We start from the raw sequence: 24,046 nt of genomic DNA, 5'->3' as shown, positions 1-24,046 counted from the left end.
CTCCATAAATGATTGCCACCCACGCGACGTGGTCCAGCAAGCGATGCTTGTCCGCACCGACGCTCCCGTGAAGGGGCGAATTTATATTATCAGGAGGTTTTGATGAAACACGCACTCGATCCGCACATGATCCGTCATTTATCTCTGGAGGAAATTTGCCGAAAGACCGCCGAGCTGGGATACGACTATGTTGAGCTCTCACCCCGTCCGGACTTTCTCTCCTGGTGGACGCGTCCGAAGGTTTATCCCGAGAGGGTAAAGAGCTTCAAGAAGGCCCTCAAGGACCATGGGGTGGGCCTGGCAACGCTGCAGCCAATGTACCGCTGGGCCAGCCCATACCAAGACGAGTGGGAAACGGCGATAGAGAACTGGAAGCGTGCCATCGAAATTGCGGCAGAGATGGAATGCCCGATGTTGGTCTCGGAGTTCGGGCGAGGGGGATCCCCGGATCGAAGCCTGAATGACCGCAGTGGGTTGCATCGTCCGGAGACGTGTGAGGGGCAGTTTTTCCGTGCGATGGATATCCTCGTGCCAATTCTGGAGCGCGAAGGGCTGATCCTCTCGCTCGAAGCGCATCCAGAGGACTGGATTGAGGAAATCGCCCCTGCCATCGATATCATCAAGACGATCAATTCAAAGGCCGTAAAGGCATCGTTCATCGCGCCCCATACCTTCTTCTACGGTCCCGACATGGTTGCTAACCTGCGAGCGACCGAGGGGCTTCTTGCACATGTGCGCCTCGCAGACACCTATGACCATAACAAGTCTTCGCAACTGCGCTACATTGTAAATCCGCCTGGAGCGAAGGTGCGCGTCCATCAACACACCGACTTCGGCCAAGGTGAGATCAACTGGGAAGTATTCTTCTCAACTCTTGCCGACATGAAATTCGACGGTGTCCTTTCAAATTGCGTTTTCGCTTGGGAGGACCGAGCCGAAGACAGTGCCCGTTTCATGCTTCGTGAGACACAGATGTATGTGAACAAGTACTGGCCAAAATAACTCCTCCGCAATCGCGGAGTGGTCGAAAAGGCCCTGCGATATGACCAGGCTTTTGTGGCTCGACCAGATCAACTGGCCTTTCGATGCTATCCCACAGTCGCGGGATCGTTCACTGGGCCACCTCTGGTACGAGCGCCTTCAACGCGGAGAAGGCCTTCTCGTTTCGACAGAGGTCCGGGCTGACTGTGAATGGCGCATGATTGCGCCACGCTTGCCCAACGAGCCGCGAGGCCGAGAAGCGGCAGCTAATGACGAAGTACGTGGTCGGGACCCTTCAAGAGCTTAATTGGACCCATTCATTGCGGCTCGCAAGGTATCGTTGATGCGCTCTTGCCAGCCCGGACCGTCGGCTTGAAAATGCGCGAGCACATCGCTGTCGATTTTCAATGATACAAGCTCCTTGGTGTTAGGAATTGCAGGCCGTTCAACGGCTGGCGCTGCGACCTTCTTTGCCGGTTTGAACAGCGCCTCGGCTGCGTCTTTCGGATTGGACGGTCGTCGGGGTGTTGCCATGGTCATATATCCTCTTGTGTCGTGCGCTCGAACAGCGCAGCCTGTCAGTTTCTGTTTGCAGGCTGTATGTCAAACACGGCGGTGGTCGCAACCCACGTGTAGTGGTTAGCCGGAAGAACGTAATTGCTGCCGATAAACCCTCAGCCTCCCCCGCGCAATCTGGAAGAGATCGTGCACCGTTATCCACAATTGCATTGGGAGGCCGCAGGTTCTTGTCAAGGTGTTAGCGCCCCTTGGCGAGATACACACCCTTCGTGTTGACCTATTCTCATGCCCTTTCCGCTGGCGGAGCGTTTCACTCCCCTGCCGCCACTCCCTCGCGTCGTGGATCCGCGCTGCCGATCAAACCTTCGGCGGTTATCTCGATGGCATGCAAACCGGAATTCATCTCGCCCGGTTTCACCTCGTAACCCAGCGCCTTCAGTGGCCCTGCAAGACCCTCCGCGCTTGTACCGGCCTCGATGTCGTAGGTGCCGAAGCGGTTGATGAGATGCGGCTGGGAGACGATCGCCTCTACAGGCATGCCCCAATCGATATAGGCGATCAGCGCCTGCGCTACATAGCCGATGATCTGGCTGCCGCCCGGCGAACCGATGGCGAGCAGCGGTTTGCCATTCTTCATCACGATCGTCGGGGCCATGGAGGAGCGCGGTCGTTTGCCTGGCTCAACGCGGTTGGCGATTGGCAGACCGCCATCATGGGTCTTGAAGGAAAAGTCCGTCAACTCATTATTGAGCAGGAAGCCGTTCGTCATCAGACGCGAGCCGAAGCCACTTTCGATCGTTGTCGTCATCGAGACCACGTTGCCGTCCTTGTCGACGATGACAAAATGGCTTGTGGAGGGCAACTCGATCGCCGCATCCCGGCCGAAAAGAAGCGCGTGGTCCCATTCCGGCTCGCCGGCCTTGACGGCATCGTTGGTCAACGCCTTATCGCCGTCGAGCAGCTTTGCCCTCTCGCCCAAATAGGTCTTGTCCAACAGGCCCTTGATCGGCAGCGGCAGGAAATCGGTGTCAGCGACGTAACGCTCGCGGTCGGCGAAGGCGAGACGCTGGGCGTCGCCGATAATGCGCCAACTGTCGACATTTTTTGGCCCAAGCGCCTTGAGATCAAAATTTTCCACCAGACCGAGCATCTGGCCGATGGCGATTCCGCCCGACGACGGCGGCCCCATGCCGCAAACGTCAAGAGCACGATAGGCAAAGCAGACCGGCTCGCGCTCGACGACCCGATAGTTGGAAAGATCGGCCAGCGACAGCACGCCGGGATTGTCGGCCGCCTCGCGCACAGTCTTGACGATAGCCTCGGCAATTCGCCCTTTGTAAAAGGCATCGGCGCCGCCTTTGGCGAGCGCCGCAAGCGTCTCGGCATAGGCCGGGTTCTTCAAAGGAACGCCGGCCCGCAGGGCGGCCCCGGAGGTGTCAAAGAAATAGGACCGGGGTTCTGTATATTTCTTCAACCGGTCTCCCTCGGACGCGATCAGGGAGGCAAGACGCGGTGACACCTTAAAGCCCTCGGTAGCCAGCGTTTCCGCCGGCTTCAGCAGGCTTGCCCATTCGGCCTTTCCATAGCGTTTGTGGGCTTCCTCCAGAAGTCGCACCGTTCCCGGCGTGCCAACAGAGCGGCCGCCGACCACTCCGTCCATGAATTTTAGCGGTTGACCCTTGTCATCCAGGAATAGCTTCGGTGTGGCTTCCATCGGCGCCGTCTCGCGGCCGTCAAACGTGGTCAACTTGCCGCTTTTTGCGTCGTAATAGACCAGGAAGGCACCCCCACCGAGACCGGAACTCTGCGGTTCAACGAGGCCGAGCATGGCCTGCACCGCCACCATTGCATCGATGGCGTTACCGCCCCTGGCAATCACATCACGCCCTGCCTCAGTCGCCAGCGGATTGGCCGCCGCTACCATGAAGCTTTTTGCCTCGATGCGTTTGGCAGTCGCAATATCGGTCGCTTTTTCGGGCGCCACCGTGTCGGACGCCTGCTGCGCGGAGGCGACTGCGGTGGAAAGCATCAAGGCGAAAAATGCCTCACCGAGAAATTTCATTTTCATCAGCCAAATCCTCCAGCGACGTACAACTCGTTAATGTAGCAGGGCATTCAACTGAGCCAGCAGGCAGGCCGAACCTGTATTGACCACGGCACGGACCATTTTCAGAACTCTCCCTTGACTGCCGCAAAGCTTCGGTCTTCACCGGTATTTCAGTCCCGTCCGTTGGCTCGCTCCGCTGTTAAGCGTCTGTCTGGCGCGCCGCTCTTTTTCGGCACTATGGTGGCTGTGTCGCCGCATGTCCATCATGTCGAAGGGTCGACCTATCATTCGAAGAATTGGCGGCTTAGACAAGACGGATGTCGCGTACATGGCGCTTTGGCTGATATTCCCTGTGGTGGTGGCTTTAGCAGCTTATATTTTCGAGAGGTTTATTGAGCGGCCCCTCGCCAGACGTTCCAAGCCGATGAAAGAAAAAGCTCGAAAAATATCGCTTGCGCTCCGATAACTGACTAAGGGGAGCTATTAAGGCTTGAAAAGTGATAGCCTTGGGCAACACTTCAGGTCGCAATCAGTCCCTTCGGCAGCGAGCCTTCTGTTATGATTACCCCTGCACGATGAACGGATCGATGGTAGCAGGGTTGGGAGCCTGTTGCGACGCGATCACGCGAAGATAGCTTCACACCTTCAGGCAGCATCATCCGAACCAGCAAACCACTTACCACGAACACAGACATGTGGACGCTGGCTGTATCGCCAGCCGGTATGGGAAATCAGAATCGCAACGCTGCCTGAAGTAGGCGGACGCGCCTATAGGTTGCAAATTAGGCGGCCGGGTGAGAGCTCGTTCAATAACCAGATGCCATTTAAAAGGCACAGCTGATACGAAACGATTGAAATTTAGGTGTGTAGTTTTTCGTGGACGAGTTTTTGCGATTTCAACGCTGGCAGATGCCTATGATTTAGGCGATATCGAAAAATTTATTAATGCAATCTTAACGATGTTGCGTCGCAAAAAAACTTAGTGAACTATTTTAATACTGCGGGAGGAAAGGCTGTTCAACAAAACAGGAGTTGATATCATGCTGTTCCGCAATAGAGACAAAGAAGTGCGCCAAAGTGCGTCGGTGAAGCTGGCCTCCTATACTGTCCTTGGCGTTGTCGCCACGGTGTTTTCATCTTCTGTGTTTCCGCCGGTCTTCACATCCCAGACGAACCGCGCCCTCATCAATGCACCAGTCATTCCGCTGACAACACCGATCAGCGGTGTGGTAAAGATATCCGACAAGAACGGTAAGGCTGCTATTGAAAACGACAAGGTCGACAATACCACGCTCATCGGCCTGAAGGTGCAATTGGCAGCACTCGATAATGAACTTCGCCAGAAGAACGGAATTATTGGCGACTATGCCAGCCGCATCGACGATTTGAACAGGGATCTTGCCAGTCAGCAGGCGGCGTTACTGCAAAGAACCGAATCTGACCTACAGGCAGCCAATGCAGCCTTGCAGATGGTGACCTATTCGACCCGAATTGCAAAAGCGGAAGCCACGCGAAAACAGAAGCTGATGGCGAAGGGGATGTATTCTGGAATCGGAGAGGATATAGCGGACACAATACAACTTGAAGATACAAAGCTGCAAGCTGCCAAAGTCGCCGTTGACAAACTCACCAAGGAAATGAACTTCGCGCGCCAAGGCATCTATATCGGCTCCGATTTGCAATCGCTGCAAAATCTTCAGCAGGAAATTCGCACACGGTCCGCAGATCTGCTGCAGATCCGGATGCAGATGACCACCATGCAGACGCGCAAAAGCGAGCTCGAAACGCTGGCATCGGCGGAGAGCGCACGTATTGAAAGACTGACCCGCGCCGATCTTGCCATTCCACCGGGCACGACGCTCTACAAGCCCGTGGCTGCGACCGGCCGTGAAGTGGTTGCGGGCGACACGCTGGCGGAGGCGCTTGACTGCCGCAACGCTTTCGTCGTGGCGATTTTTTCAGAGCGTCAGGCACAGGCGCTTTCCGTCGGTTCTCGGGTGAAGGTGAGTTCCGATGCCTGGGCAGAAGAATCCGATGGGGTGGTGGAGCGCCTGGTGCCGCGTACTACCGAACGTGTCGACCTCGATTATGCCGTGCCCTTCCCACCAACAGAGCGGCGAGAGCTCTACGCCTATATTCGCATGGACAGCAGGGCACAGGAAAAATTGACCGAGAACGGCGCCTGTTCGGTCGGCACGTGGGTGAGTGTGAGCCTGCCGCGCGAGTGGCTCGGCAAAACCCGGAATTATGTGCATGAAGCATCAGCCAGCCTGTTCCAGTTTGCAAAGACCTCCGTCAGCGAATTGCCGGATGTCAGGCAGGCCGCATGGGCACTGATCGAAACGTCGCGTGATACGCTATCCGCACACACTGGTATCGAGTGGCCCCAACAGCGGCCGGACGTGCCTGGCCGGGCACATCAGCCCGATATCATCACCCAGCACCCTTTCGGCAATACGGATGCCACCGGAAAGGCACCGCGCACCCAATCCTGACACCCGCATGGATTGGACGGGCCCCTGCGGGAGTGCGATGCAAACCCTCAAGGCGACCCACCACCTCTTTAAGACACTCGAAGCAACCTCATTCACGCGCGGCGTGCCGCGCGCCTGACCAACCATGAGGATAAGTCGATGTATTTCAGCCCTGATGGCGATGTTCAGTCGGTACTCTACGTCAATCTTGTCATCGCCCTTTGCGCGATCCTGTTTACCATACTGGCCGACCCGCGCAGGGTCCTGGACCGGTTGGCCTTCAGTGCGATTATGCTGCTGTCGCTTGGCCTTTACATATTTTGGCGCGCCACCGATACGCTGCCACCCTTCGAGCTTTCTCTGGAGACTGCCTGGAACTACATTTATTTCACCTTCGAGCTGATCTCCGTTCTTTACGCCATCGGCTCGATCCTGATCCTGACGAGGCGGACGGACTGGTCTTTTCTGGCTGATAGAGGGGAAGCCGCGATTGCAACTAATCCCGATGCGCCACTCGTTGACGTCTTTATCTGCACCTACAACGAACCTTTGAACGTCCTTGAGAAGTCGGTTATCGCGGCCCAGGCCATGCAATATCCGCAGCTGCGTGTTTTTGTCTGCGACGACACGCGCAGGCCGGAAGTGCGGGACTATTGCGAGACGGTCGGCGTCAATTATGTGACGCGCCCGGACAATAGACATGCCAAGGCGGGAAATCTGAACAATGCACTTGAACACACCAATGCGCTGCCACAGGTTTCCGATTTCATCATGGTATTGGATGCGGACTTCGCGCCACAGGCCAACTTCCTTCGTCGCGTAACCGGTCTTTTCGCCGATCCCAAGGTGGCAGTTGTGCAGACACCGCAATTTTACTTTAATTGCGACCCCATCCAGCACAACCTCGGCATCCGCAATTCCTTCGTCGATGATCAACGTGTATTCTTTGATGTATTCCAGCCGGCCAAGGACGCGGTCGGTTGCGCTTTCTGCGTCGGGACGAGTTTTGTCGTGCGGCGGGCGGCGGTCAACGAGCTCGGCGGGTTTCCGCATGATGCACTTTCCGAAGATATGCTGCTGACCTACCGCCTGATGGAGCGAGGTTACGTCACACGCTGGCTCAACGAAAAACTCAGTGTCGGTCTATCGGCTGAGGGCCTGCCAGAATATATCACGCAACGCACGCGGTGGTGCCTGGGCACCATTCAGATCGGCCTTCTGCGGACGGGACCATTGTGGCGTGGCAAGTTCACGCTGACACAAAGGCTGCAATATCTGCACGGGCTGTTTTGCTGGCTGTCGAAGCCTTTCATCCTCTGCCTGTTGCTGGCACCATCGATCTACTGGCTGACAGGCGTTTCCGCCCTCCAGGCCGACGAGCTGATGTTCATGAAATTTGGACTGTCGTCACTGGCTTTGTTTTGGGCCTACTCCACCTGGATATCGGGAAAACGCACCCTACCGCTGTTCACCGAAGTAACGCATGCGCTGACCGCTGTTCCCATCACCATCACCTTGTTTCAGGCTATGCGCAAACCCTTCGGACGTCCCTTTAAAGTCACGGAGAAAGGTGGTGACCGGTCACAGGTGCGCATTCACGGGCCCACAGCGCTATTTTTCGCAATCGTCACCGTCACCTCCGCGGTTTCAGTTCTGCTCGCCGTTTATGCATGGGACGCCCCTGTAGAATTTTCGGCGCGAGATTGTCTCAACCTCATCTGGTCGGCCGTCGCCATGGTGATTGCCTTCACCAGCCTCATCTGCTGCATTGAATTACCACATGTCGACAAGGAAGAGCCGATCGGGGTGGATTTCGAAGGCCGATTGCGGTGCGCAAGCGAGGTGAAGGCGGTACGGATCGTGGCGCTTTCGACCGAAACCGCGGCCCTGGAAGACTGCAACCGGTCTTACGCCGAGGCAGAGTGCCTGTATGTGCCCGAGGTGGGCTGGGTGCAGATCGATGCAACGAAGGTGTCGCAAACGCCCGGCAAATTCACTCTCACCCCCACTGCCGACCAGCATCGTGCAATCTTGAGGCTGCTTTTCCGCAATGCGCCCGAAAATGTCGCGGAACAGGGCGACCTCCTGAAGTCCATGTAGATGTTACTCGCAAGGGCCTTCAGCTAAGACAATTCGCGCCAAACCCGGGACCGTGCTCGACGTAAACCGCAAGCTAGAGGCGGAGTTATTTGGAAAAGCGCCCACCAAACGGGAAACTCATGTCTGTCAAATCGATCATCGCGACAGGTCTCATGACCTGCTTCACAACAGGAGTGGTCGCTGCTGGCGATGGGCGCACCGGTTCCGGATCAGTTCGCGACCGCCTTGCTGTGAGCTTGTGTGCGGGTCTCGTTGGGAAGATGGACGAATCCACCACCCCCTTCGTATTTCGGAGCTTTGAGCCTGCACTCGGCGGCAAAGCGCTTGATCCCGCTCTTTCAAATGCGGGTTTCACCTATGACAATGCCCTGGCGACGATTGCCCTTTTTTCCTGTGGCAACGATACCGAGGCAAAAAGGGTTGCCGATGCGCTTCTGCTCGCCGTCAACAACGATCGCTATTACAGCGATGGCCGCCTGCGCAACGCCTACCGTTCCGGCCCCGTTGCGAACGAAAATGATGCTATGCTTTTGCCCGGTTTCTGGAGTGAGGCCAGCAAGACGTGGGTCGAGGATGACTATCAGGTCGGCAGCGCAACGGGCAACCTGGCCTGGGCGGCACTTGCGCTTCTCACTGCCAGTGAACGATTAAGCAATCCGTCCTATGTGCAGGCAGCGACCAAACTCATGCGCTGGATCGATGCGCATACGGCGGGCGTCCGCGATATCGGCTACACAGGTGGCACATTCGGTCATGAGCCTGCACCGGCCAAACTCGAGTGGAAATCGACGGAACATAATCTCGATGTGTATGCCGTTGCGGGTTGGCTCGCCGAAATTGAGGGAGCGCGCGCCTGGCAGGCGATGCGGGACAAAACACGCAAATTTCTTGATGCGATGTGGAATGAGCAGCAGGGACGGTTTTACGTCGGCAGCCTACCCGGAAGCGACACACCCAACTCGAGCCAGTCCGGAATAGATTCCGAGCTCTGGCCCATTCTCGCCGTGCCGGAGTTTCGGGGCCGCAGTGGGCGTGTTCTGCATTGGGTTGATCGGCATTATGCGGTTGCGGGAGGTTTTGATTTTAACGACGATCGGGATGGTGTGTGGCTGGAAGGTACGGCCCAGGCCGCGCTGGCATTTCAGCAGGTCGGCGATGCCGAGCGGGCCGAGGCGCTGCTTGCCACCATTGCCGCACAAATATCTCCCGATAACCTGATCTACGCGACAGTCGGGGACGAACTGACGACCGGGCTGATGATCGGGCCGACCTCGACATTTGCCGACTTCAAATATTTCAGGTTGCCGCATGTCGGGGCTACTGCCTGGGCAATCCTTGCAGCGAAAGGCTGGAACCCTTTTCTTAGAAAAAGCGGTTGTATTCGTCTTTGTGAGGGATAATCGTTCGTCTCGGCGGCAGCAGAAGGATATTGCTCCAGGCCGTTGCGCCGGAGATTGAAAACTGGGACGCATGTCGCTGCTGAAAGCGGCGAAAAGCGTAAAACCGCAACGTTGACTGCCGACTGGCAGTTCCAGTGTTTCAAGCCTAACGGTACGATCAACGAAGCCGAATACCGCCCACTGCCAGACCTGTCAGATGCCCGGTGCGGATCGGAACTTCCTGTGCACCTTCAACGACATGCGGCGGTCCGAAGGACCGAGCACAGATTCGGCGATGCTGTCGCGGATACGCGTCCGTGATGTTATCGGCCCGCTATTTAAGGGTGCTTGCCTTCGCTCATTCGCTATTTAATTCAAACGCCGATCCCTTAAATAGCGCTGCGCCGGCACAGTAGGGCATGTCCGAATAGCATCCCAACCTCCAGCGGGGCCGCTTCGTTGAAACGCCTGTGGCAGCCGAAATCATGCGCGCCTCCGGTTTCACCAGGCTGCTCCCGCGCCAGGAACTGTTCGTGGTGTGGTCTGATCCTTTCAACTGCGTGGCGCGAGACGTCTACTATTTCCCGGAAGCTGTCATCACGCATGCTTACCTGCGCTTGTCGGAATCGAACCGACAGTCGACGATTCATCTTTAGTTTGCCACGGCCAGGTCCGCGTATGTAAGAATCGCCTGACAACGCCGAATGCAACCTACTCGGTCGGAACCGACAATGGAAACGTAGACTTAAGGACATAAAGATATCGTTATGTGATGTTGACCGATGACGTGGCTTACAATATGGTCGTCACGCCTAAGGTTCCCCAGTCGTTGCACGCAACGTGCCGGGGCTAAGAGGGAAGTCGGTGCTCCGTGTCATGCGGAAAAGCCGACGCTGCCCCCGCAACTGTAAGCGGCGAGCTGAAGTCCAATATGTCACTGGTTTACCCCGGGAAGACGGACGGAAGTGATGATCCGTGAGCCAGGAGACCTGCCTTTGGTGAAATAACGTCCACGGGCGGGGTGTCCCAGTGTGCCGTAGCAAAGGCTGCATTGTCGCGGCCCGTCTTGCTATGCGTCCGCAGACCCATGCCCCCCAACTTTATAGGGGCACAACATGTCTCAGACCTGCATTTTTACGATCACGAGCGTACCCTTCGATGAAACCTATCGTCCTTCAGAAAATACGCGCATCACCACCAATTTCGCCAATCTGGCCAGGGGCGAAAAGCGGCAGGAAAACCTGCGCAATGTCATGCGCATGATCGACAGCCGCTTCAACGCCCTCGCTCACTGGGATAATCCCAAATCGGACCGATACTCGGTCGAGTTGGAGATCATTTCGGTCGACATGAGCTTCGATGTCGCAGGTGAAAAATTTCCCCTCATCGAGATACTGAAGACGACGATCATCGATCACAAAACCAGTGAGCGTATCGACGGCATTGTGGGGAATAACTTCTCCTCCTATGTGCGAGACTACGACTTCAGCATTGTCCTGCCGGAGCATAACAAGAGCGTTCCTGCCTTCAGCATTCCGGCCGACTTCGGCGACCTGCATGGAAACCTGTTCAAGTCTTTTCTGCGGTCGGATGCCTACCGCTCGTACTTTCGCAAGCCGCCGGTCATTTGCATCAGCGCCTCGACCAGCAAGACCTATTACCGGACCGAAAATCATCACCCCGTGATGGGCGTCGAATACCGGCAGAATGGGTTCTCGTCCACCGACCAGTATTTCGGGAAAATGGGATTGCAGGTTCGCTACTTCATGCCTGCAGGCAGCGTTGCGCCGTTGGCCTTCTACTTTGTTGGGGACTTGCTGGGCGACTACTCCAATATTGAGCTAATCGGCGTCATCAGCACGATGGAAACGTTTCAGAGAATTTATCGCCCCGAAATCTACAATGCGAACGCAGCAGCCGGGACATTTTACCAGCCCAACCTGAAGCACCAGGACTATTCGCTGACCCGGGTCATTTACGATCGCGACGAACGAAATCGCTTGGCGGTGGATCAGGGTAAGTTCACCGAAAAACACTTCATCAAGCCATACCGCGCCGTCCTTGAGCAATTGTTTGCTCACCGCCCCGCCTGAGCATCACTTAGAAGAGGTCCCATCGTGAAGAAACTTCTCCCCACATCGACGGCTGGCAGCCTGCCGAAACCCTCCTGGCTTGCGCACCCCGAAAAACTGTGGTCGCCCTGGAAGCTGGAGGGCGAGGAATTACTGGAAGGCAAGAGAGATGCCCTGCGCCTTTCACTGGACGATCAGCAACAGGCCGGCATCGACATCGTCAGTGATGGCGAGCAAACACGCCAACATTTCGTCACGACTTTCATCGAGCACCTCGACGGGGTCGATTTTGCAAAACGCGAGACAGTCAGAATTCGCGATCGCTACGATGCGAGTGTCCCAACAGTCGTCGGCGCCGTGTCTCGCCAGAAGTCCGTGTTCGTCGAAGACGCCAAGTTTTTGCGCCAGCAGACCAAACAACCCATCAAATGGGCGTTGCCGGGTCCGATGACGATGATCGATACTCTCTTTGACGGCCATTATAAGAGCCGTGAAAAGCTTGCCTGGGAATTTGCCGGGATACTCAACGAGGAAGCAAAGGAATTGGAGGCTGCCGGCGTCGATATCATCCAGTTCGACGAACCTGCCTTCAACGTTTTCTTTGACGATGTGAATGACTGGGGTGTTGCCACTTTGGACAGGGCAATTGAAGGGCTGAAGTGCGAGACCGCCGTCCATATCTGCTACGGTTACGGCATAAAGGCCAATACGGATTGGAAAAAGACACTCGGGTCAGAATGGCGGCAGTATGAGGAAACTCTCCCCAAGCTGCAGAAATCCGGCATCGGTATGATCTCCCTCGAATGCCACAATTCTCATGTCCCAATGGATCTTCTGGAACTTGTTCGAGGTAAGAAAGTGATGGTCGGGGCCATCGATGTGGCAAGCAATACCATCGAAACCCCGGAGGAAGTCGCTGCAACGCTGCGCAAGGCGCTTAAGTTTGTCGACGCAGATAAACTTTGCCCCTGCACCAATTGCGGCATGGCCCCCCTGTCTCGTCGTGTGGCAAGAGACAAGCTGAATTCCTTGAGCGCAGGAGCTGAGATCGTCCGAAGAGAGCTCACTGTTTAGTTTTTTGATAGTCTGAACCTGCGGATGGCAGCCGTTCGCCGCCACCGCGCCCATCGCGACAAACGCTGGGAGACTTACGAATGGCTATAAGGTCACGGCGCGGATCATCCTGACAGCTTCGACGGATGTCCGCCTCTTGGCGCAAAGCTGCCAAGACGGCCTGTTCAAGCCGGCAATTCCGAAGAGCAGGTCGTCCCCAGATTAGAAAATTTACACATTCATTACCACCTCAACTGAGGATGTGATGGTTTTCATCCTTTCAAGGCGCACAACAAGTCGCTTGCCATGTAAGTCCGTCGCTATCCACCGTCCACGAACCCGTCTACGTCAAACGGGTGCTGCTTGCTTTGCACTACTGCACTCGATATTCGCGTGGCGCGACACCGAACTGGTTCCGAAACGATCGGCTAAAATGCGAGAGGTCATTGAATCCCCATCGGAAAGCGATCTCTCCAATAGAGCTGCCACGTTTGGTACGCAGATCGTCCGCGCATTTTTGCAACCTTTGCCGAAGCAAAAACTGGCTAAATGTCTCGCCGCTGTCTTCCAGCAGTCGGTGAACATAGCGAACCGAAATGCGGAAATGTTCGGCTGCCTTCGCCGGTGTCAGTGCCGGATCTGCCGCATGCGAAGTGATGTAATTGATCAGGGAAAAAGCGAGCTGATTGCGCAATGTCCCCCTTGCTCGGTCCCCCTCGCGATCGGATACGCCGAGAACCAGCGCAACCAGTTCCACCAAATGGTTGGTGATGGAAAAGGACGCGGCGGCGTCGAGATGCTCGGCATTCATCGCAATCGATGACAGATAGTCGGTCGCAAGACACGCAAGTGGAGCACTGCTTCCTCGGAGCAGAGTACGATGGTCTTCCTGAACAGGTCAGGACAGAGGTGCAGACCTTCGCTGACGTCAATATCGCCTGGCTAGCGGAGCGGCTGCTCGATGCCGGCCTGACGGATGAGAAGGGAAGCGATGCGCGGGCAAGATCAATCTTCGCCGCGATCGCGGGCGCGCAGCTCCTTGCCCGAAACCGGGCCGATATCTCGCTCTTCAACACGATGATCCAAAGCTATCAAGAGGCAGGCATGTTGCCGGGCGGATAGGAGCGGAGATTTAAAGAAGGGTGTATTGCGGGTGTGCTTCCAGTTTCGGTGCCTCAGTAGAGGAAACAAAATTGATCTGTAAGAAGATCTTTTAGTCCCATATGATCCCTATTGGCTAGTTTGACATACGCATATGCAGTGAGATACGTAATTATATCATAATGGGAAAGATGAATCGTTAAGGTATCATATGAAGTCGGTTCCGGAGGCTCTTCAGGACATAGGGCGGCTGCTCAAGACGTCGCGCAAGACTTTGGGCCTCACCCAGGAGCAGGTTGCGGATATGGCGGGTATATCGCGACCGCGGTACCGCGAGATTGAGGCTGGAGCCAGCGCTGCCCGTACGACCACTCTGATCAACATTGGTCGTGCGCTTGGTCTGGAACTGATGCTCATCCCTCAAGCGATGGTCCCGGCGGTTGAAGCTTTACTGCAGCCAGATGGCGCCGAAGATGACCTTGCTGCTTTCGTCGCCAGTCCTGATGGTGATGGCAATGTCTGATGCGCCTCTTGATCCAAGATCTATGACCTCAATGGACGTGCTGCTGAATGACCTGAAGGTCGGCATGATCGTGAGGACGCCGGGAGACTTCAACGCGTTCAGCTTTGAGCAGAGCTATCGTCAGACGGGTGGTTTCCCAGTGCTCAGTTTGTCATTTCGCGCGGCACATGGGGGTTTGCGGAAGGACCCGAAGCCTGTCGCAAGGGCTTTGCCATCGTTCTTTGCGAACCTTCTTCCAGAGGATAAACTGCGCGAGGCGATGGAGAGGCACCATTCGGGCAGCGTGCGAGCAGGAAATGATTTCGATTTGCTTGCAGCACTCGGATCGGATCTGCCGGGGGCTGTCCGAATTGTGCCGAGCGAAGGCAGCGTTGTTCGTAATGAGGGTTTGACACCCTCGAGACCGAAGGCCCGGTTTTCGCTCGCCGGCGTGCAGATGAAACTCTCCGTCATCAAAAACACAGGCAAGGGCGGCGGTCTGACGATCCCCTTAGGCGACGAGCAGGGTTCATATATCGCCAAGTTTCCATCGACATCATTTCCCGGTGTCTCGGAAAACGAATTTGCAAATCTCGCATTGGCCGAAGCGATTGGTATGGACGTGCCGGAACGCGAGCTCGTGGAACAATCGCAGTTCGAGGGTATCCCGGAGGAGTTTGAGACATTGTCCGACGGTAAAGTCCTCCTCGTCAAACGTTTCGATCGCGTTGCCGGTGGTGAACGCATCCATATCGAAGATTTCGCTCAGGTATTCGGCGTCTATCCGTCTCAAAAATATGAGGGGGCCGCATATCATGATATCGCTGTGGCTATTGGGATCGCCGTTTCTTCAGCGGCAGCCCTCGAGTTCGTCCGACGACTGGCTTTGGCAGTCCTGACAGGCAATGGCGACATGCACCTCAAGAATTGGTCGCTGATTTATCATGGGAAGGGTGACAAGCCGGCACTCGCCCCAGTCTATGATGTGCTCTCGACAGTCCCTTACATTCCGTCGGACGCCATGGCACTGTCGCTGGCCGGTGAAAGGCCGTTCAAGGCAATGAACGCCCAGCGATGGAAAGTCTTCGCGCATCGCGCGCGACTGCCTGAAGCTGCTGTGCTGAAGGCTGTTACGGAGACCGTCGAGCGCGTCAACCAGTCTTGGTGGTCTCTGCCTGAACGAGCTGTTCTACCCGATAGAGTATTGGAACGGATTGATGCCCACATCAAGCTGATGTCGCCGATCCTCGGCACGTGCGCGAATTAGCAATTGGTGTTTTTGCGTAACTCGTTAGCAGTTTCATAGCCCACCAAAACCGATAAGGTCGCTGGTTCATATCCTTTCAAGGTGTTAGGACTTCAGACACATGCTGATCGCCTCGCCCGTCACGCCGTAATATCCGCGGCGTTGCTCCCATTTGTTCTTAGCATCGCCTGACGGATTTGTTGCCGCAACCATGCGCAGCCAAGATCGCTTTCCATATGAAGCGGCCAAACCATTGCCACGGGCGGAAAAGAAAGTGCCAGTGGCACCGGGCTGACCTCAAGTCCCAACAGCGGCCCATAACGAAGCGCGATGCGCGAAGATACGGTGGCAATCACCGCAGACGAACGCGCCGTGGCCAATATCGACATGAAATCGGGAGCCGCCGCCACCACTTCCAGCTCTACACCCGCATGCTCCAGAGCATCCTTGACGCAGCCATGCAGGCTGTCGGTCTGCGAGATCACCGCATGTTGTGCGGCCAAATAGGCATCGATGCTCACCGGGTTGGTAAGCGTTAGCAATTGCGGATTGAAACAGCACAATACGCTGGATTGATAAAGCGGTTCGCAATGGTGCCGTGAGTCCGGCAGGTAACTGCACCCTACAGACAGATCGATGACGCCCGCATCCATCATCCCATCGACTTCTGCCGCATCGCCACCTCGGGCCAGAATACGAATACCCGGGGCGATATCCCGCAACCGCGCTGTCAGATCGGGCAGCAGCAACAGTTCCACCTCGCTGGAAAGCCCCAGCCGGAATGTTCGACGTTCGGTCGCCGGATCGAAGGCATCCGCCATCAACATCGCCGCTTGCGCCTGTCGCAGAGCCTGCCGCACCGGGCCAGACAAATTGAGCGCCCGCGCCGTGGGCTTCATCACCTGCCCGACACGGATGAACAGCTCATCCTGAAACAGCGTGCGCAGGGTGGCTATGTTATGGCTCATAGCGGGCTGCTGGATTTTCAATCGTTGTGCTGCACGCGTTACACTCATCTCTTCCATCATCGCATCGAAGGCGACGAGAAGATTGAGGTCGAAGGAACGAAGATTGAAATGATCGATGACCTGCATGAGTTGTATCGATTTGATTGCTGACTAGCGCATCCTTAGCTGATGGGCAGGAACTTGCAAGCCGTTCCGCACCACAACGTAAGGAGCAAACCCATGCCATCTCGTCGTTCCGTTCTCAAAAGCGCTCTGACTGGCTTCGTCGCAGCGCCCTTTGTCGCGCCATCAATCGTCTTCGCCAAGGCGCCTTTTGCCACTGTTCAGGCACCGGGTTTCTACCGGCTGAAGATCGGCTCCGTAGAGGTCACAGCCCTGTCGGACGGCACAGTTGCCCTGCCGCTCGCCAAGCTCTACACCAACACTAGCGAAGAACACGCGCAGGGCGCTCTGAATGATGCTTTTCTGCCGGAAATCGTACCAACTTCCGTCAACGCATTCCTGGTCAACACCGGCGAAAGACTGGTGCTGATCGACGCAGGCACCGGTACCTATTTGGGCCCATCGCTCGGCAAGCTCGTGTCCAACATCGAGGCTTCCGGATACAAGGTAGGTGACATTGACGATGTCATCCTCACCCATATTCATACCGATCATTCCGGTGGGTTGATGAGCGAAGGCAAACGCACTTTCCCCAACGCCACATTACGGGTCAATGAGCGGGAGGCGAAATTCTGGCTGAGCCCGGAAAACGCCAAAGCGGCGACCGGCGTCGTCAAGCAGCATTTTGGCGAGGCAGACCAGTGCGTGACGCCTTACGTGCGAGCTGGAAAATTTGAAACCTTCGGAGATAACCAAGCACCCGTCCCGGGTCTGGGCTCGATTCTTTATGCCGGACATACGCCGGGTCACAGCGCCATCACGCTGGAAAGCGAAGGCCAGAAGATCGTCTTCTGGGGCGACGTCACCCATGGCGATATCCTGCAATTCGATGAGCCCAGCATCGCCATAGAATTCGATATCGATCAGAAAGCCGCCGTTGCTGCCCGCGACCTTGCATTCAAACAGGCGGTGGACGGTAAATATCTGGTGGCAGGCGCCCATATTGCGTTTCCCGGAGTCGGCCACGTGCGTACAGATAGCACCAATTATGACTGGCTCCCGGTCAACTATTCCTAGGATTAAGATTGACGGTCGGGTTAAGCGATGGCTTGACGAGGCTCAAAATAGCCTCGTCTTCCGCAGCGCCAAAGGTTGTTCTCTACAAGTCCGGCCGGCCCGTATCCACCGTACTTGGTTCAGGTCGAGCGGACGGGAAAGCAGAACCATCTATACGTGCGAGACACGGCGCACCCAGCCAGTTTTCGCCGCGGAAAGCTAGGGCTGTGTCGATCTATGTGCGCGGACATGCTCTATGAGCGCACGCAGCTTGGGCGCCATGTTGCGGCGGTTGGGGAAATAGAGGAAGAACCCGGGAAAGGGGGGCAGATACCCGTCCAACGCCGTGATCAACTCGCCCCGATCGATGTATCGGCGGAACGTTTCCTCCAATGCGAACGTAATACCGGCGCCTGCGAGCGCGGTACGAACCATCAGATGCAGATCGTTCGTGGTGATTTGCGGCTCGACGCCAACGTCGAAAGGTATCCCACCTTCCTCGAACTCCCATCGATACGGCGCAGCACTTGGAGACGGACGCCAGCCGATACAGCGATGATGTACGAGGTCCCGGGGGTGGCGGGGCGTTCCATGGATGTCGAAATATCCCGGAGTCGCGAATACCACTTCTCTCTCTTCTTTTGTGAGTGGCACTGCAACCATAGCTACCGCGTTTTTTTCAGCGGACAGCGTTCGTGGTTGCAGCGTCGACGGTGCGATTCCTGTCAAGAGCTTAATTGAACACATTCATTGCGGCTCGCAGGGCATCGTTGATGCGCTCTTGCCAGCCCTGACCGCCCGCCTGAAAATGCGCGAGGACATCGCTGTCGATCTTCAATGATACAAGCTCCTTGGTGTTCGGGATTGCAGGCCGTTCAACGGCCGGTGCTGCGACCTTCTTTGCCGGTTTGAACAGCGCCTCGGCTGCGTCTTTCGGATTGGACGGTCGTCTGGGTGTTGCCATGGTCATATCCCTTTTGTGTCGTGCGCCTGAATAGCGCAGCCGGTCAGTTTCGTTTCCAGGCTGTATCTCCAACACAGCGGCGGTCGCAGCCCACGTGTAGCGGCACGTTTCACTTCAGCGTCCAGGTTCCCATTGACGGAAAACCAGCAACGGTGGGCAATGGCACACATATAGCCTTTGTTGTCGAGGGTCGTTCGATGGTCGATCGATTTTATGCTGCGGCATTAAAATATGGCGGCAGCGACGATGGGGCTCAGCCGGATTACGATGTCAATTATTATGCGGCGTTCGTCCGCGATCCGGATGGTCACAAGATCGAGGCCGTGACCTATTCCGCGAAATAGCCGCTAACGGAGGCACGTATGCGAACCCTTATGCAATTGTCGAAGCTCGCTCGACGTTGGGCCTGGCCACCGACGGTGCAGACCTCTTGCCCGACCGATTCTTGAGCCTCGGTCTTGCGGAGCGTCTCCACGCGCCCCGCCGGGCGGCTGGCGGTGCCTCCTAAGGATCCAACAACCGAGACCGATACCGGTGTCCTAAATGCCAGGGCAATTATGGCGGGGTTACCCGAACTCGCCGACGCGGTGGAAGCGATGCTTGGTAGGGGCGAATTTCCAATCATACTCGGCGGCGATTGCACGATTGTGCTGGGGTCGATGCTCGCGTTTCGACGGCGCGGCCGCTACGGCCTGCTCTCATCGATGGCAACGCGGATTTCTTCTAGCCAGAGGCTGAACCCAACGGCGAGGGTGCCTCGATGGACCTCGCTTTGGCCACCGGCTACGGCCCGTCGCAGTTGACCAATATTGAAGGTCGTGGCCCTCTCGTCCCCCTGAAGACGCCGTCGCGTTCGCATATCGCGACCAAAAGGATCAGGAGGAGTACAGAAGCCAGCCGCTACCAAGGGAACTCAAGGCGATCGATCTTCCCGCCTTGCGCAAAATGGGCATCATGGCTGCTGCGCGCGAAGCGGTTGACCACCTCACCCGGGAGGAACTGGACGGATTTTTCATCCATCTTGATGACGATTGCCTCGACGACGCCCCATGCCGGCAGTGGATTTCCGTATGCTGGGCGGGTTGTCGTGGGGTGAACTGGGAACCGTGCTTCGGGTTGCTTGGCGAGTGGCAAGGCAGTCGGTATCGAAACCACCATCTATAATCCGCTCCTTGATGAAGATAGTGGGGCCGGGCGTGGTCTGGTCGACGTGCTCGCACACTGACCGTAAAAGGCAAACCGAAGCTAGGTTGCGCCGTGCGACCGAGGACGGGTGACATTAAAGCTGCGCAGTGTTCTTTGCCCCGCCGATTGCTCCTCATTCTCCCAGAAGCCGGTAGGTGTTTTGGTCTATCGTGTAAGCGCTAATGCCTTTTCCAGCACGGGATCCCGATCCATGCACAAAACAAAGGCGTCCGTGCAAGAGAGATATTGCGAGGCCTCAAATGCAACGGTCGCTCAACATGTTTGGACGTCCTTGCCTTCTTGTTCGGAGTCTTTGAATTTTGATCTATAGATTACGCTTATCGTCGAGTTGGCAGCGTTATTTTATCGCCTTCAGCCCCAAATTTACTGTTTGGGGTCTTGGAGGTCTGGCAACTAATCATCAATACGGCCACCACCATTGTCACCTCCCTCATGATTTTTCGTGCAGGACTTCCAGATAAGGATTCCGCGGCAATGGAAGCCAATGAAACGCCGGGAGCGGTGGAGAAACCATGATCAGCATGTCTGTGCGTAACACCGTGCATCTGGCTGCTGCTTTAAAAACCACTGCGTATCCAGGGAGCAACGCCTAGCAGCCGGGTCCAGCGAGCGGGTTTAACCGGTTCTCCAATAGTTGAGGTTAGCTGCCGCACGTCGAAGTCGGTGGTCGTCATGTTCTTCTGTATGACCAGGCTTCATCTCACGAAAAAGCACGTTTTTACATGCCAGCAATTATTTTTCGGAACTCTCCGTATGTCGTGCGGTTCGGGAGGCGTCCAATTTCGGACCTTTCGAAATCTTCACATGGAGGAGACGAGCCATGGCAAATCAAGGCGGTACCCATCAGGGCCAGAAAAGCAGTGGCAGCAAGAACGGCAACGACACACGCCAAGGATGACACCAAGCAGGGCGGCACGCATGAGCAGCATGTGAAGGGCGGCCAGCAAAGTCAGAAGAACGACCGGTGATACCGATCTGCAAACGGGTTCCCGTCGGATGGAAGGGAACCCGGAACGAAAAGTCGATTGGCCCCACAGAGGGGCCAAGGATACCAAGCGGAGGAAAAACCAGATGAAAACGATTATTCTCGTTGCGGCATTTGTTGGAGCCAGTGCGCTTTCGGCCTTTGCCCAGCAGGCTCCGGCCGCCAATCCCGGCGGAGACACGCCGGCTGTCGCGACACCGGATAGCAAGAACCCCACAGCGCCGGTGGAAGGCGCCAACAGCTTCACCGAGGCGCAGGCCAGGGAACGCATCGAAGAGGCGGGATATACCGGGGTCAAGGACCTGAAGAAAGACGACAAGGGCGTCTGGATGGCATCGGCCATGAAGGGCGAAAAAATGGTCGCCGTAGCGCTCGACTACCAGGGCAACGTTGTCGCCAAATAAGGCGCGCAGGATTTTTTGGGAGAAATGACATGAGAACCGTAACCGGACTTTTTGACGACTATGACGACGCAAGCGCTGCTGTCAGCGAACTTGAGACCGCGGGCGTGCCGTCAAGCGATATCAGTATCGTTGGCAGTAATGCCGACAGACGGCACGGAGAAGACACGAACGCCGCTGAAGGCGCGGGCACGGGTGCAGGGATCGGAGCCGTTGTCGGAGGCGCGGGCGGCCTGCTGACCGGGCTTGGATTGATGGCAGTCCCCGGCGTCGGGCCTGTCGTCGCGGCAGGCTGGCTTGCCGCGACGGCCGTCGGGGCGGCGGGCGGTGCGGTCGCCGGCGGCGCTGCCGGTGGACTCATCGGCGCCATGACCCGTTCGGGCGTTTCCGAGGATGACGCCAATGTCTATGCCGAAGGCGTAAGAAGGGGCGGCACGCTCGTCACGGCCAGAGTGGAAGAAGACCTTGTGCCAGAGGCGGAAGACATCCTCAGACGGTCCAACTATGTCGATCCGGTGGAACGCCGTGCCGCCTATAACGAGCAAGGCTGGACACGCTTTGACGACACGCTCAGCCCTTATGCGTCGGAAGACGTTGAAAGGGAGCGGACCCGGTATCGTCGTTCCGCAATTTAAGAGGAACCATCGTCGTTCACCAAGGGGTCTCGTCTTCTCAGGGCCCCTTGCCAACTCCTTGCAGGAACTCCAATGGCCAGAAAACCAGATTCCACCTCGCCCGCCAGGAAAACCGTGACTGTTACCATCCACGACCAAAAACTTGATCGCGGATCCGGTGGCGAATTGCACCAAACCGTCGACGGCGACGGGTCCGTATTAACAACTGCTCAGGGGGGACCGGTCTCTGATGATCAGAATTCTCTTCGGATCGGTGCCCGTGGACCACTCGTCGTCGACGATTTCCATTTCCGCGAGAAGATTTTTCATTTCGACCATGAGAGAATTCCGGAGCGTGTCGTCCACGCCCGGGGTTACGGAGCGCATGGGTATTTTGAGACCTATGAATCGCTTGCCGCCTATACCAAGGCTGACCTGTTTCAGCGGGCCGGTGAAAAGACCCCTGCCTTCGTCCGGTTCTCGACAGTCGCCGGCAACAAGGGCTCAGCCGATCTTGCGCGTGACGTACGCGGCTTCGCCGTGAAGCTCTACACCAAGGAAGGAAATTGGGATCTCGTCGGCAACAACATTCCCGTCTTCTTCATTCAGGACGCAATCAAGTTTCCGGACCTCATTCATGCCGCCAAGCAAGAGCCCGACCGCGCCTTTCCGCAGGCGCAAACAGCGCATGACACCTTCTGGGATTTCATCAGCCTGACGCCCGAAAGCATGAACATGGTCATGTGGATCATGTCGGACCGGACTATTCCGCGTTCCTTCCGGTTTATGGAAGGGTTTGGCGTACACACCTTCCGCCTCATCAATGCGAAAGGAGAATCGAGCTTCGTGAAGTTTCACTGGAAGCCGAAACTTGGGTTGCAATCGGTGGCGTGGAACGAAGCGGTCAAGATCAACGGCGCCGATCCCGACTTCCATCGGCGTGATCTCTGGACTGCGATCCAGTCCGGCAATTTCCCGGAGTGGGAGTTGCAGGTGCAGCTTTTCGACCAGGACTTCGCCGACAGTTTCGATTTTGACGTTCTTGATCCCACCAAGATCATCCCCGAGGAGATATTGGCGCCCAAACCGGTCGGCCGGCTCGTCCTTGATCGTATGCCGGACAACTTTTTTGCCGAGACCGAACAGGTGGCTTTCATGACGCAGAACGTTCCGCCGGGCATCGATTTCAGCAATGATCCGCTGCTGCAGGGCAGGAATTTTTCCTATCTCGATACGCAGTTGAAGCGCCTGGGCGGGCCAAACTTCACACATCTGCCGATCAATGCGCCCAAGTGTCCTTTCGCGCATTTTCAGCAGGACGGCCATATGGCGGTGCGCAACCCGACCGGACGGGCCAATTATCAGCCGAATTCCTTCGGAGAGGGTCCAAGGGAATCGCCGATGCGTGGTTTCCAGCATTTCTCCGCTGAAGAGCAGGGGCCCAAGGCGAGGCTGCGGCCGGAAAGTTTTGCCGATCACTACAGCCAGGCGCGCCAGTTCTACATTAGCCAAACGCCGCCTGAACAACGCCATATCGCATCGGCGCTCACCTTCGAACTCAGCAAGGTGGAAACACCGGTCATCCGTGAGAGGATGGTCGCGCATCTTCTCAATATCGATGAAACGCTTGCTGCGACGGTGGCGCAGAAGCTCGGCTTGCAAGCCATGCCGAAGCCCGCGGATGCCGCCATGCCGACCCGTCAGGATCTTGAGCCTTCGCCGGCGCTCAGTATCGTTCAGCGTGGGCCCAAACGGTTCGAGGGTCGCAAGCTCGGTATTCTCATCACCGACGGTGTGGATGCAAAACTGCTGAAGGGGCTGACCAAAGCGGTGACGGCCGAAAAAGCCGTCTTCGAGTTGATCGCGTCGAAGGTTGGCGGCGTGATGGCGTCGGACGGCACCTTCATCGAGGCACATCATATGATCGATGGCGGTCCTTCGGTGCTTTTCGATGCGGTGGCGCTGCTGACATCGGCGGCGGCCGTCGATGAACTGATCAAGGAAGCAACCGCGAGGGATTTCGTCGCCGACGCGTTCCAGCACTGCAAATTCATCGGCTACGACCAGTCGGCGCTGCCGCTTCTGGAAAAAGCGGGAATTGCGGACGCCATGGATGAGGGGGTGCTGCCTTTGCCAGGCGAGGAGGGACTGGCGGCCTTTGTGTCCGAACTCGGCAAATTGCGGGTGTGGGCGCGCGAGCCGTCGGTGAAACTCGGCAAGGCCTCCGTTCCCGTTAATGAGCAATGACGAACATCTGATTTCCCACTCACCGACCA

At 56.6% G+C, this 24,046-nt stretch carries 20 protein-coding genes, 2 pseudogenes and 1 riboswitch; of the genes and pseudogenes, 16 read left to right on the top strand and 6 right to left on the bottom strand.

The window, feature by feature from the left end; translation table 11 throughout:
* Positions 1–102 precede the first annotated feature (102 nt).
* Positions 103–1,002: a sugar phosphate isomerase/epimerase family protein gene (locus AC5SEO_RS19150; protein WP_019565834.1), complete on the top strand. Its 900-nt coding sequence runs from the start codon at positions 103–105 to the stop codon at positions 1,000–1,002.
* A 282-nt stretch (positions 1,003–1,284) separates the two neighbouring features.
* Here the strand turns inward: AC5SEO_RS19150 and AC5SEO_RS19145 are convergent, their stop codons facing one another.
* Together AC5SEO_RS19145 and ggt are read right to left on the bottom strand one after the other, a co-directional pair.
* Entirely contained in the window at positions 1,285–1,515 is a 231-nt protein-coding gene (locus tag AC5SEO_RS19145) for a BrnA antitoxin family protein (RefSeq protein ID WP_003517125.1), read from the bottom strand.
* Positions 1,516–1,810: 295 nt separating this feature from the next.
* Positions 1,811–3,568 (bottom strand): gamma-glutamyltransferase, encoded by a 1,758-nt coding sequence (ggt, locus tag AC5SEO_RS19140; protein WP_112401536.1) that lies wholly within the window; start codon positions 3,566–3,568, stop codon positions 1,811–1,813.
* Between the two features lie 1,019 nt (positions 3,569–4,587).
* Here ggt and AC5SEO_RS19135 point away from each other — a divergent pair.
* The 5 genes from AC5SEO_RS19135 to AC5SEO_RS19115 all read left to right on the top strand — a co-directional run bounded on the left by AC5SEO_RS19135 (position 4,588) and on the right by AC5SEO_RS19115 (position 12,646).
* A complete protein-coding gene (locus AC5SEO_RS19135; RefSeq protein ID WP_112401534.1) occupies positions 4,588–6,042 on the top strand; it encodes an HlyD family secretion protein in 1,455 nt (484 codons plus the stop codon).
* Between the two features lie 138 nt (positions 6,043–6,180).
* Positions 6,181–8,121: a glycosyltransferase family 2 protein gene (locus AC5SEO_RS19130; RefSeq protein ID WP_495363934.1), complete on the top strand. Its 1,941-nt coding sequence runs from the start codon at positions 6,181–6,183 to the stop codon at positions 8,119–8,121.
* Between the two features lie 119 nt (positions 8,122–8,240).
* Complete coding sequence (locus AC5SEO_RS19125; protein ID WP_112401532.1) at positions 8,241–9,521, top strand: hypothetical protein; 1,281 nt, start codon at positions 8,241–8,243, stop codon at positions 9,519–9,521.
* A 777-nt stretch (positions 9,522–10,298) separates the two neighbouring features.
* A riboswitch (cobalamin riboswitch) is annotated at positions 10,299–10,511 on the top strand.
* A gap of 104 nt (positions 10,512–10,615) precedes the next feature.
* Positions 10,616–11,593 carry a DUF1852 domain-containing protein gene (locus AC5SEO_RS19120; RefSeq protein ID WP_112401531.1) on the top strand — a complete coding sequence of 326 codons (978 nt, stop codon included), beginning with the start codon at positions 10,616–10,618 and terminating at the stop codon, positions 11,591–11,593.
* A gap of 24 nt (positions 11,594–11,617) precedes the next feature.
* Complete coding sequence (locus AC5SEO_RS19115; protein WP_060642998.1) at positions 11,618–12,646, top strand: methionine synthase; 1,029 nt, start codon at positions 11,618–11,620, stop codon at positions 12,644–12,646.
* Positions 12,647–12,998: 352 nt separating this feature from the next.
* Here the strand turns inward: AC5SEO_RS19115 and AC5SEO_RS19110 are convergent, their stop codons facing one another.
* Entirely contained in the window at positions 12,999–13,436 is a 438-nt protein-coding gene (locus tag AC5SEO_RS19110) for a helix-turn-helix domain-containing protein (protein ID WP_320187778.1), read from the bottom strand.
* 98 nt (positions 13,437–13,534) lie between these two features.
* Between AC5SEO_RS19110 and AC5SEO_RS19105 the strand changes: the two genes are divergently transcribed.
* From AC5SEO_RS19105 to AC5SEO_RS19095, 3 genes are all read left to right on the top strand, one after another.
* Positions 13,535–13,747 carry a hypothetical protein gene (locus tag AC5SEO_RS19105; protein WP_320187777.1) on the top strand — a complete coding sequence of 71 codons (213 nt, stop codon included), beginning with the start codon at positions 13,535–13,537 and terminating at the stop codon, positions 13,745–13,747.
* A 190-nt stretch (positions 13,748–13,937) separates the two neighbouring features.
* Entirely contained in the window at positions 13,938–14,249 is a 312-nt protein-coding gene (locus AC5SEO_RS19100) for a helix-turn-helix domain-containing protein (RefSeq protein ID WP_495363933.1), read from the top strand.
* A complete protein-coding gene (locus AC5SEO_RS19095; protein WP_495363991.1) occupies positions 14,242–15,495 on the top strand; it encodes a type II toxin-antitoxin system HipA family toxin in 1,254 nt (417 codons plus the stop codon). The genes AC5SEO_RS19100 and AC5SEO_RS19095 overlap by 8 nt, the downstream gene beginning before the upstream one ends.
* Positions 15,496–15,614: 119 nt before the next feature.
* Here the strand turns inward: AC5SEO_RS19095 and AC5SEO_RS19090 are convergent, their stop codons facing one another.
* Complete coding sequence (locus AC5SEO_RS19090; RefSeq protein ID WP_112158313.1) at positions 15,615–16,568, bottom strand: LysR family transcriptional regulator; 954 nt, start codon at positions 16,566–16,568, stop codon at positions 15,615–15,617.
* Positions 16,569–16,661: 93 nt separating this feature from the next.
* Between AC5SEO_RS19090 and AC5SEO_RS19085 the strand changes: the two genes are divergently transcribed.
* Positions 16,662–17,621: an MBL fold metallo-hydrolase gene (locus AC5SEO_RS19085; protein ID WP_495363932.1), complete on the top strand. Its 960-nt coding sequence runs from the start codon at positions 16,662–16,664 to the stop codon at positions 17,619–17,621.
* A gap of 198 nt (positions 17,622–17,819) precedes the next feature.
* Here AC5SEO_RS19085 and AC5SEO_RS19080 read toward each other — a convergent pair.
* Positions 17,820–18,263: pseudogene (locus tag AC5SEO_RS19080) on the bottom strand (LysR substrate-binding domain-containing protein); the annotation flags it as partial.
* Between the two features lie 70 nt (positions 18,264–18,333).
* Positions 18,334–18,564, bottom strand: a complete 231-nt coding sequence (locus AC5SEO_RS19075; protein ID WP_060643049.1) for a BrnA antitoxin family protein — start codon at positions 18,562–18,564, stop codon at positions 18,334–18,336.
* Between AC5SEO_RS19075 and AC5SEO_RS19070 the strand changes: the two genes are divergently transcribed.
* The 6 genes and pseudogenes from AC5SEO_RS19070 to katE all read left to right on the top strand — a co-directional run bounded on the left by AC5SEO_RS19070 (position 18,555) and on the right by katE (position 24,017).
* Positions 18,555–18,908: a VOC family protein gene (locus AC5SEO_RS19070; RefSeq protein ID WP_112158309.1), complete on the top strand. Its 354-nt coding sequence runs from the start codon at positions 18,555–18,557 to the stop codon at positions 18,906–18,908. The two genes, AC5SEO_RS19075 and AC5SEO_RS19070, sit on opposite strands and share 10 nt — an antisense overlap.
* A pseudogene (locus AC5SEO_RS19065) lies at positions 18,905–19,789 on the top strand (arginase family protein). Before AC5SEO_RS19070 ends, AC5SEO_RS19065 begins: the two are co-directional and overlap by 4 nt.
* A gap of 359 nt (positions 19,790–20,148) precedes the next feature.
* On the top strand, positions 20,149–20,286 hold the full coding sequence (locus AC5SEO_RS19060; RefSeq protein ID WP_306627472.1) for a low affinity iron permease family protein: 138 nt from the start codon (positions 20,149–20,151) through the stop codon (positions 20,284–20,286).
* A gap of 555 nt (positions 20,287–20,841) precedes the next feature.
* Positions 20,842–21,159 carry a hypothetical protein gene (locus AC5SEO_RS19055; protein WP_060642993.1) on the top strand — a complete coding sequence of 106 codons (318 nt, stop codon included), beginning with the start codon at positions 20,842–20,844 and terminating at the stop codon, positions 21,157–21,159.
* A gap of 29 nt (positions 21,160–21,188) precedes the next feature.
* The gene (locus tag AC5SEO_RS19050) at positions 21,189–21,791 is read left to right on the top strand and encodes a general stress protein (protein WP_060642992.1); all 603 of its coding nucleotides are present in this window, start codon (positions 21,189–21,191) and stop codon (positions 21,789–21,791) included.
* Between the two features lie 72 nt (positions 21,792–21,863).
* Positions 21,864–24,017 carry a catalase gene (katE, locus tag AC5SEO_RS19045; RefSeq protein WP_060642991.1) on the top strand — a complete coding sequence of 718 codons (2,154 nt, stop codon included), beginning with the start codon at positions 21,864–21,866 and terminating at the stop codon, positions 24,015–24,017.
* The last annotated feature ends 29 nt before the right edge of the window (positions 24,018–24,046 follow it).

Source organism: Agrobacterium sp. K11 (assembly GCF_059429395.1).
The sequence above is the reverse complement of the archived record's forward strand: the minus strand, read 5'-3'. Positions and strand labels throughout refer to the sequence as shown.

Bases quoted from the DNA above. Each gene is read 5' to 3' on its own strand.
- AC5SEO_RS19150 (WP_019565834.1), top strand. From the start codon at position 103: ATGAAACACGCACTCGATCCGCACATGATCCGTCATTTATCTCTGGAG.
- AC5SEO_RS19145 (WP_003517125.1), bottom strand. From the start codon at position 1,515: ATGGCAACACCCCGACGACCGTCCAATCCGAAAGACGCAGCCGAGGCG.
- ggt (WP_112401536.1), bottom strand. From the start codon at position 3,568: ATGAAAATGAAATTTCTCGGTGAGGCATTTTTCGCCTTGATGCTTTCC.
- AC5SEO_RS19135 (WP_112401534.1), top strand. From the start codon at position 4,588: ATGCTGTTCCGCAATAGAGACAAAGAAGTGCGCCAAAGTGCGTCGGTG.
- AC5SEO_RS19130 (WP_495363934.1), top strand. From the start codon at position 6,181: ATGTATTTCAGCCCTGATGGCGATGTTCAGTCGGTACTCTACGTCAAT.
- AC5SEO_RS19125 (WP_112401532.1), top strand. From the start codon at position 8,241: ATGTCTGTCAAATCGATCATCGCGACAGGTCTCATGACCTGCTTCACA.
- AC5SEO_RS19120 (WP_112401531.1), top strand. From the start codon at position 10,616: ATGTCTCAGACCTGCATTTTTACGATCACGAGCGTACCCTTCGATGAA.
- AC5SEO_RS19110 (WP_320187778.1), bottom strand. From the start codon at position 13,436: ATGAATGCCGAGCATCTCGACGCCGCCGCGTCCTTTTCCATCACCAAC.
- AC5SEO_RS19100 (WP_495363933.1), top strand. From the start codon at position 13,938: ATGAAGTCGGTTCCGGAGGCTCTTCAGGACATAGGGCGGCTGCTCAAG.
- AC5SEO_RS19095 (WP_495363991.1), top strand. From the start codon at position 14,242: ATGTCTGATGCGCCTCTTGATCCAAGATCTATGACCTCAATGGACGTG.
- AC5SEO_RS19090 (WP_112158313.1), bottom strand. From the start codon at position 16,568: ATGCAGGTCATCGATCATTTCAATCTTCGTTCCTTCGACCTCAATCTT.
- AC5SEO_RS19085 (WP_495363932.1), top strand. From the start codon at position 16,662: ATGCCATCTCGTCGTTCCGTTCTCAAAAGCGCTCTGACTGGCTTCGTC.
- AC5SEO_RS19075 (WP_060643049.1), bottom strand. From the start codon at position 18,564: ATGGCAACACCCAGACGACCGTCCAATCCGAAAGACGCAGCCGAGGCG.
- AC5SEO_RS19055 (WP_060642993.1), top strand. From the start codon at position 20,842: ATGAAAACGATTATTCTCGTTGCGGCATTTGTTGGAGCCAGTGCGCTT.
- AC5SEO_RS19050 (WP_060642992.1), top strand. From the start codon at position 21,189: ATGAGAACCGTAACCGGACTTTTTGACGACTATGACGACGCAAGCGCT.
- katE (WP_060642991.1), top strand. From the start codon at position 21,864: ATGGCCAGAAAACCAGATTCCACCTCGCCCGCCAGGAAAACCGTGACT.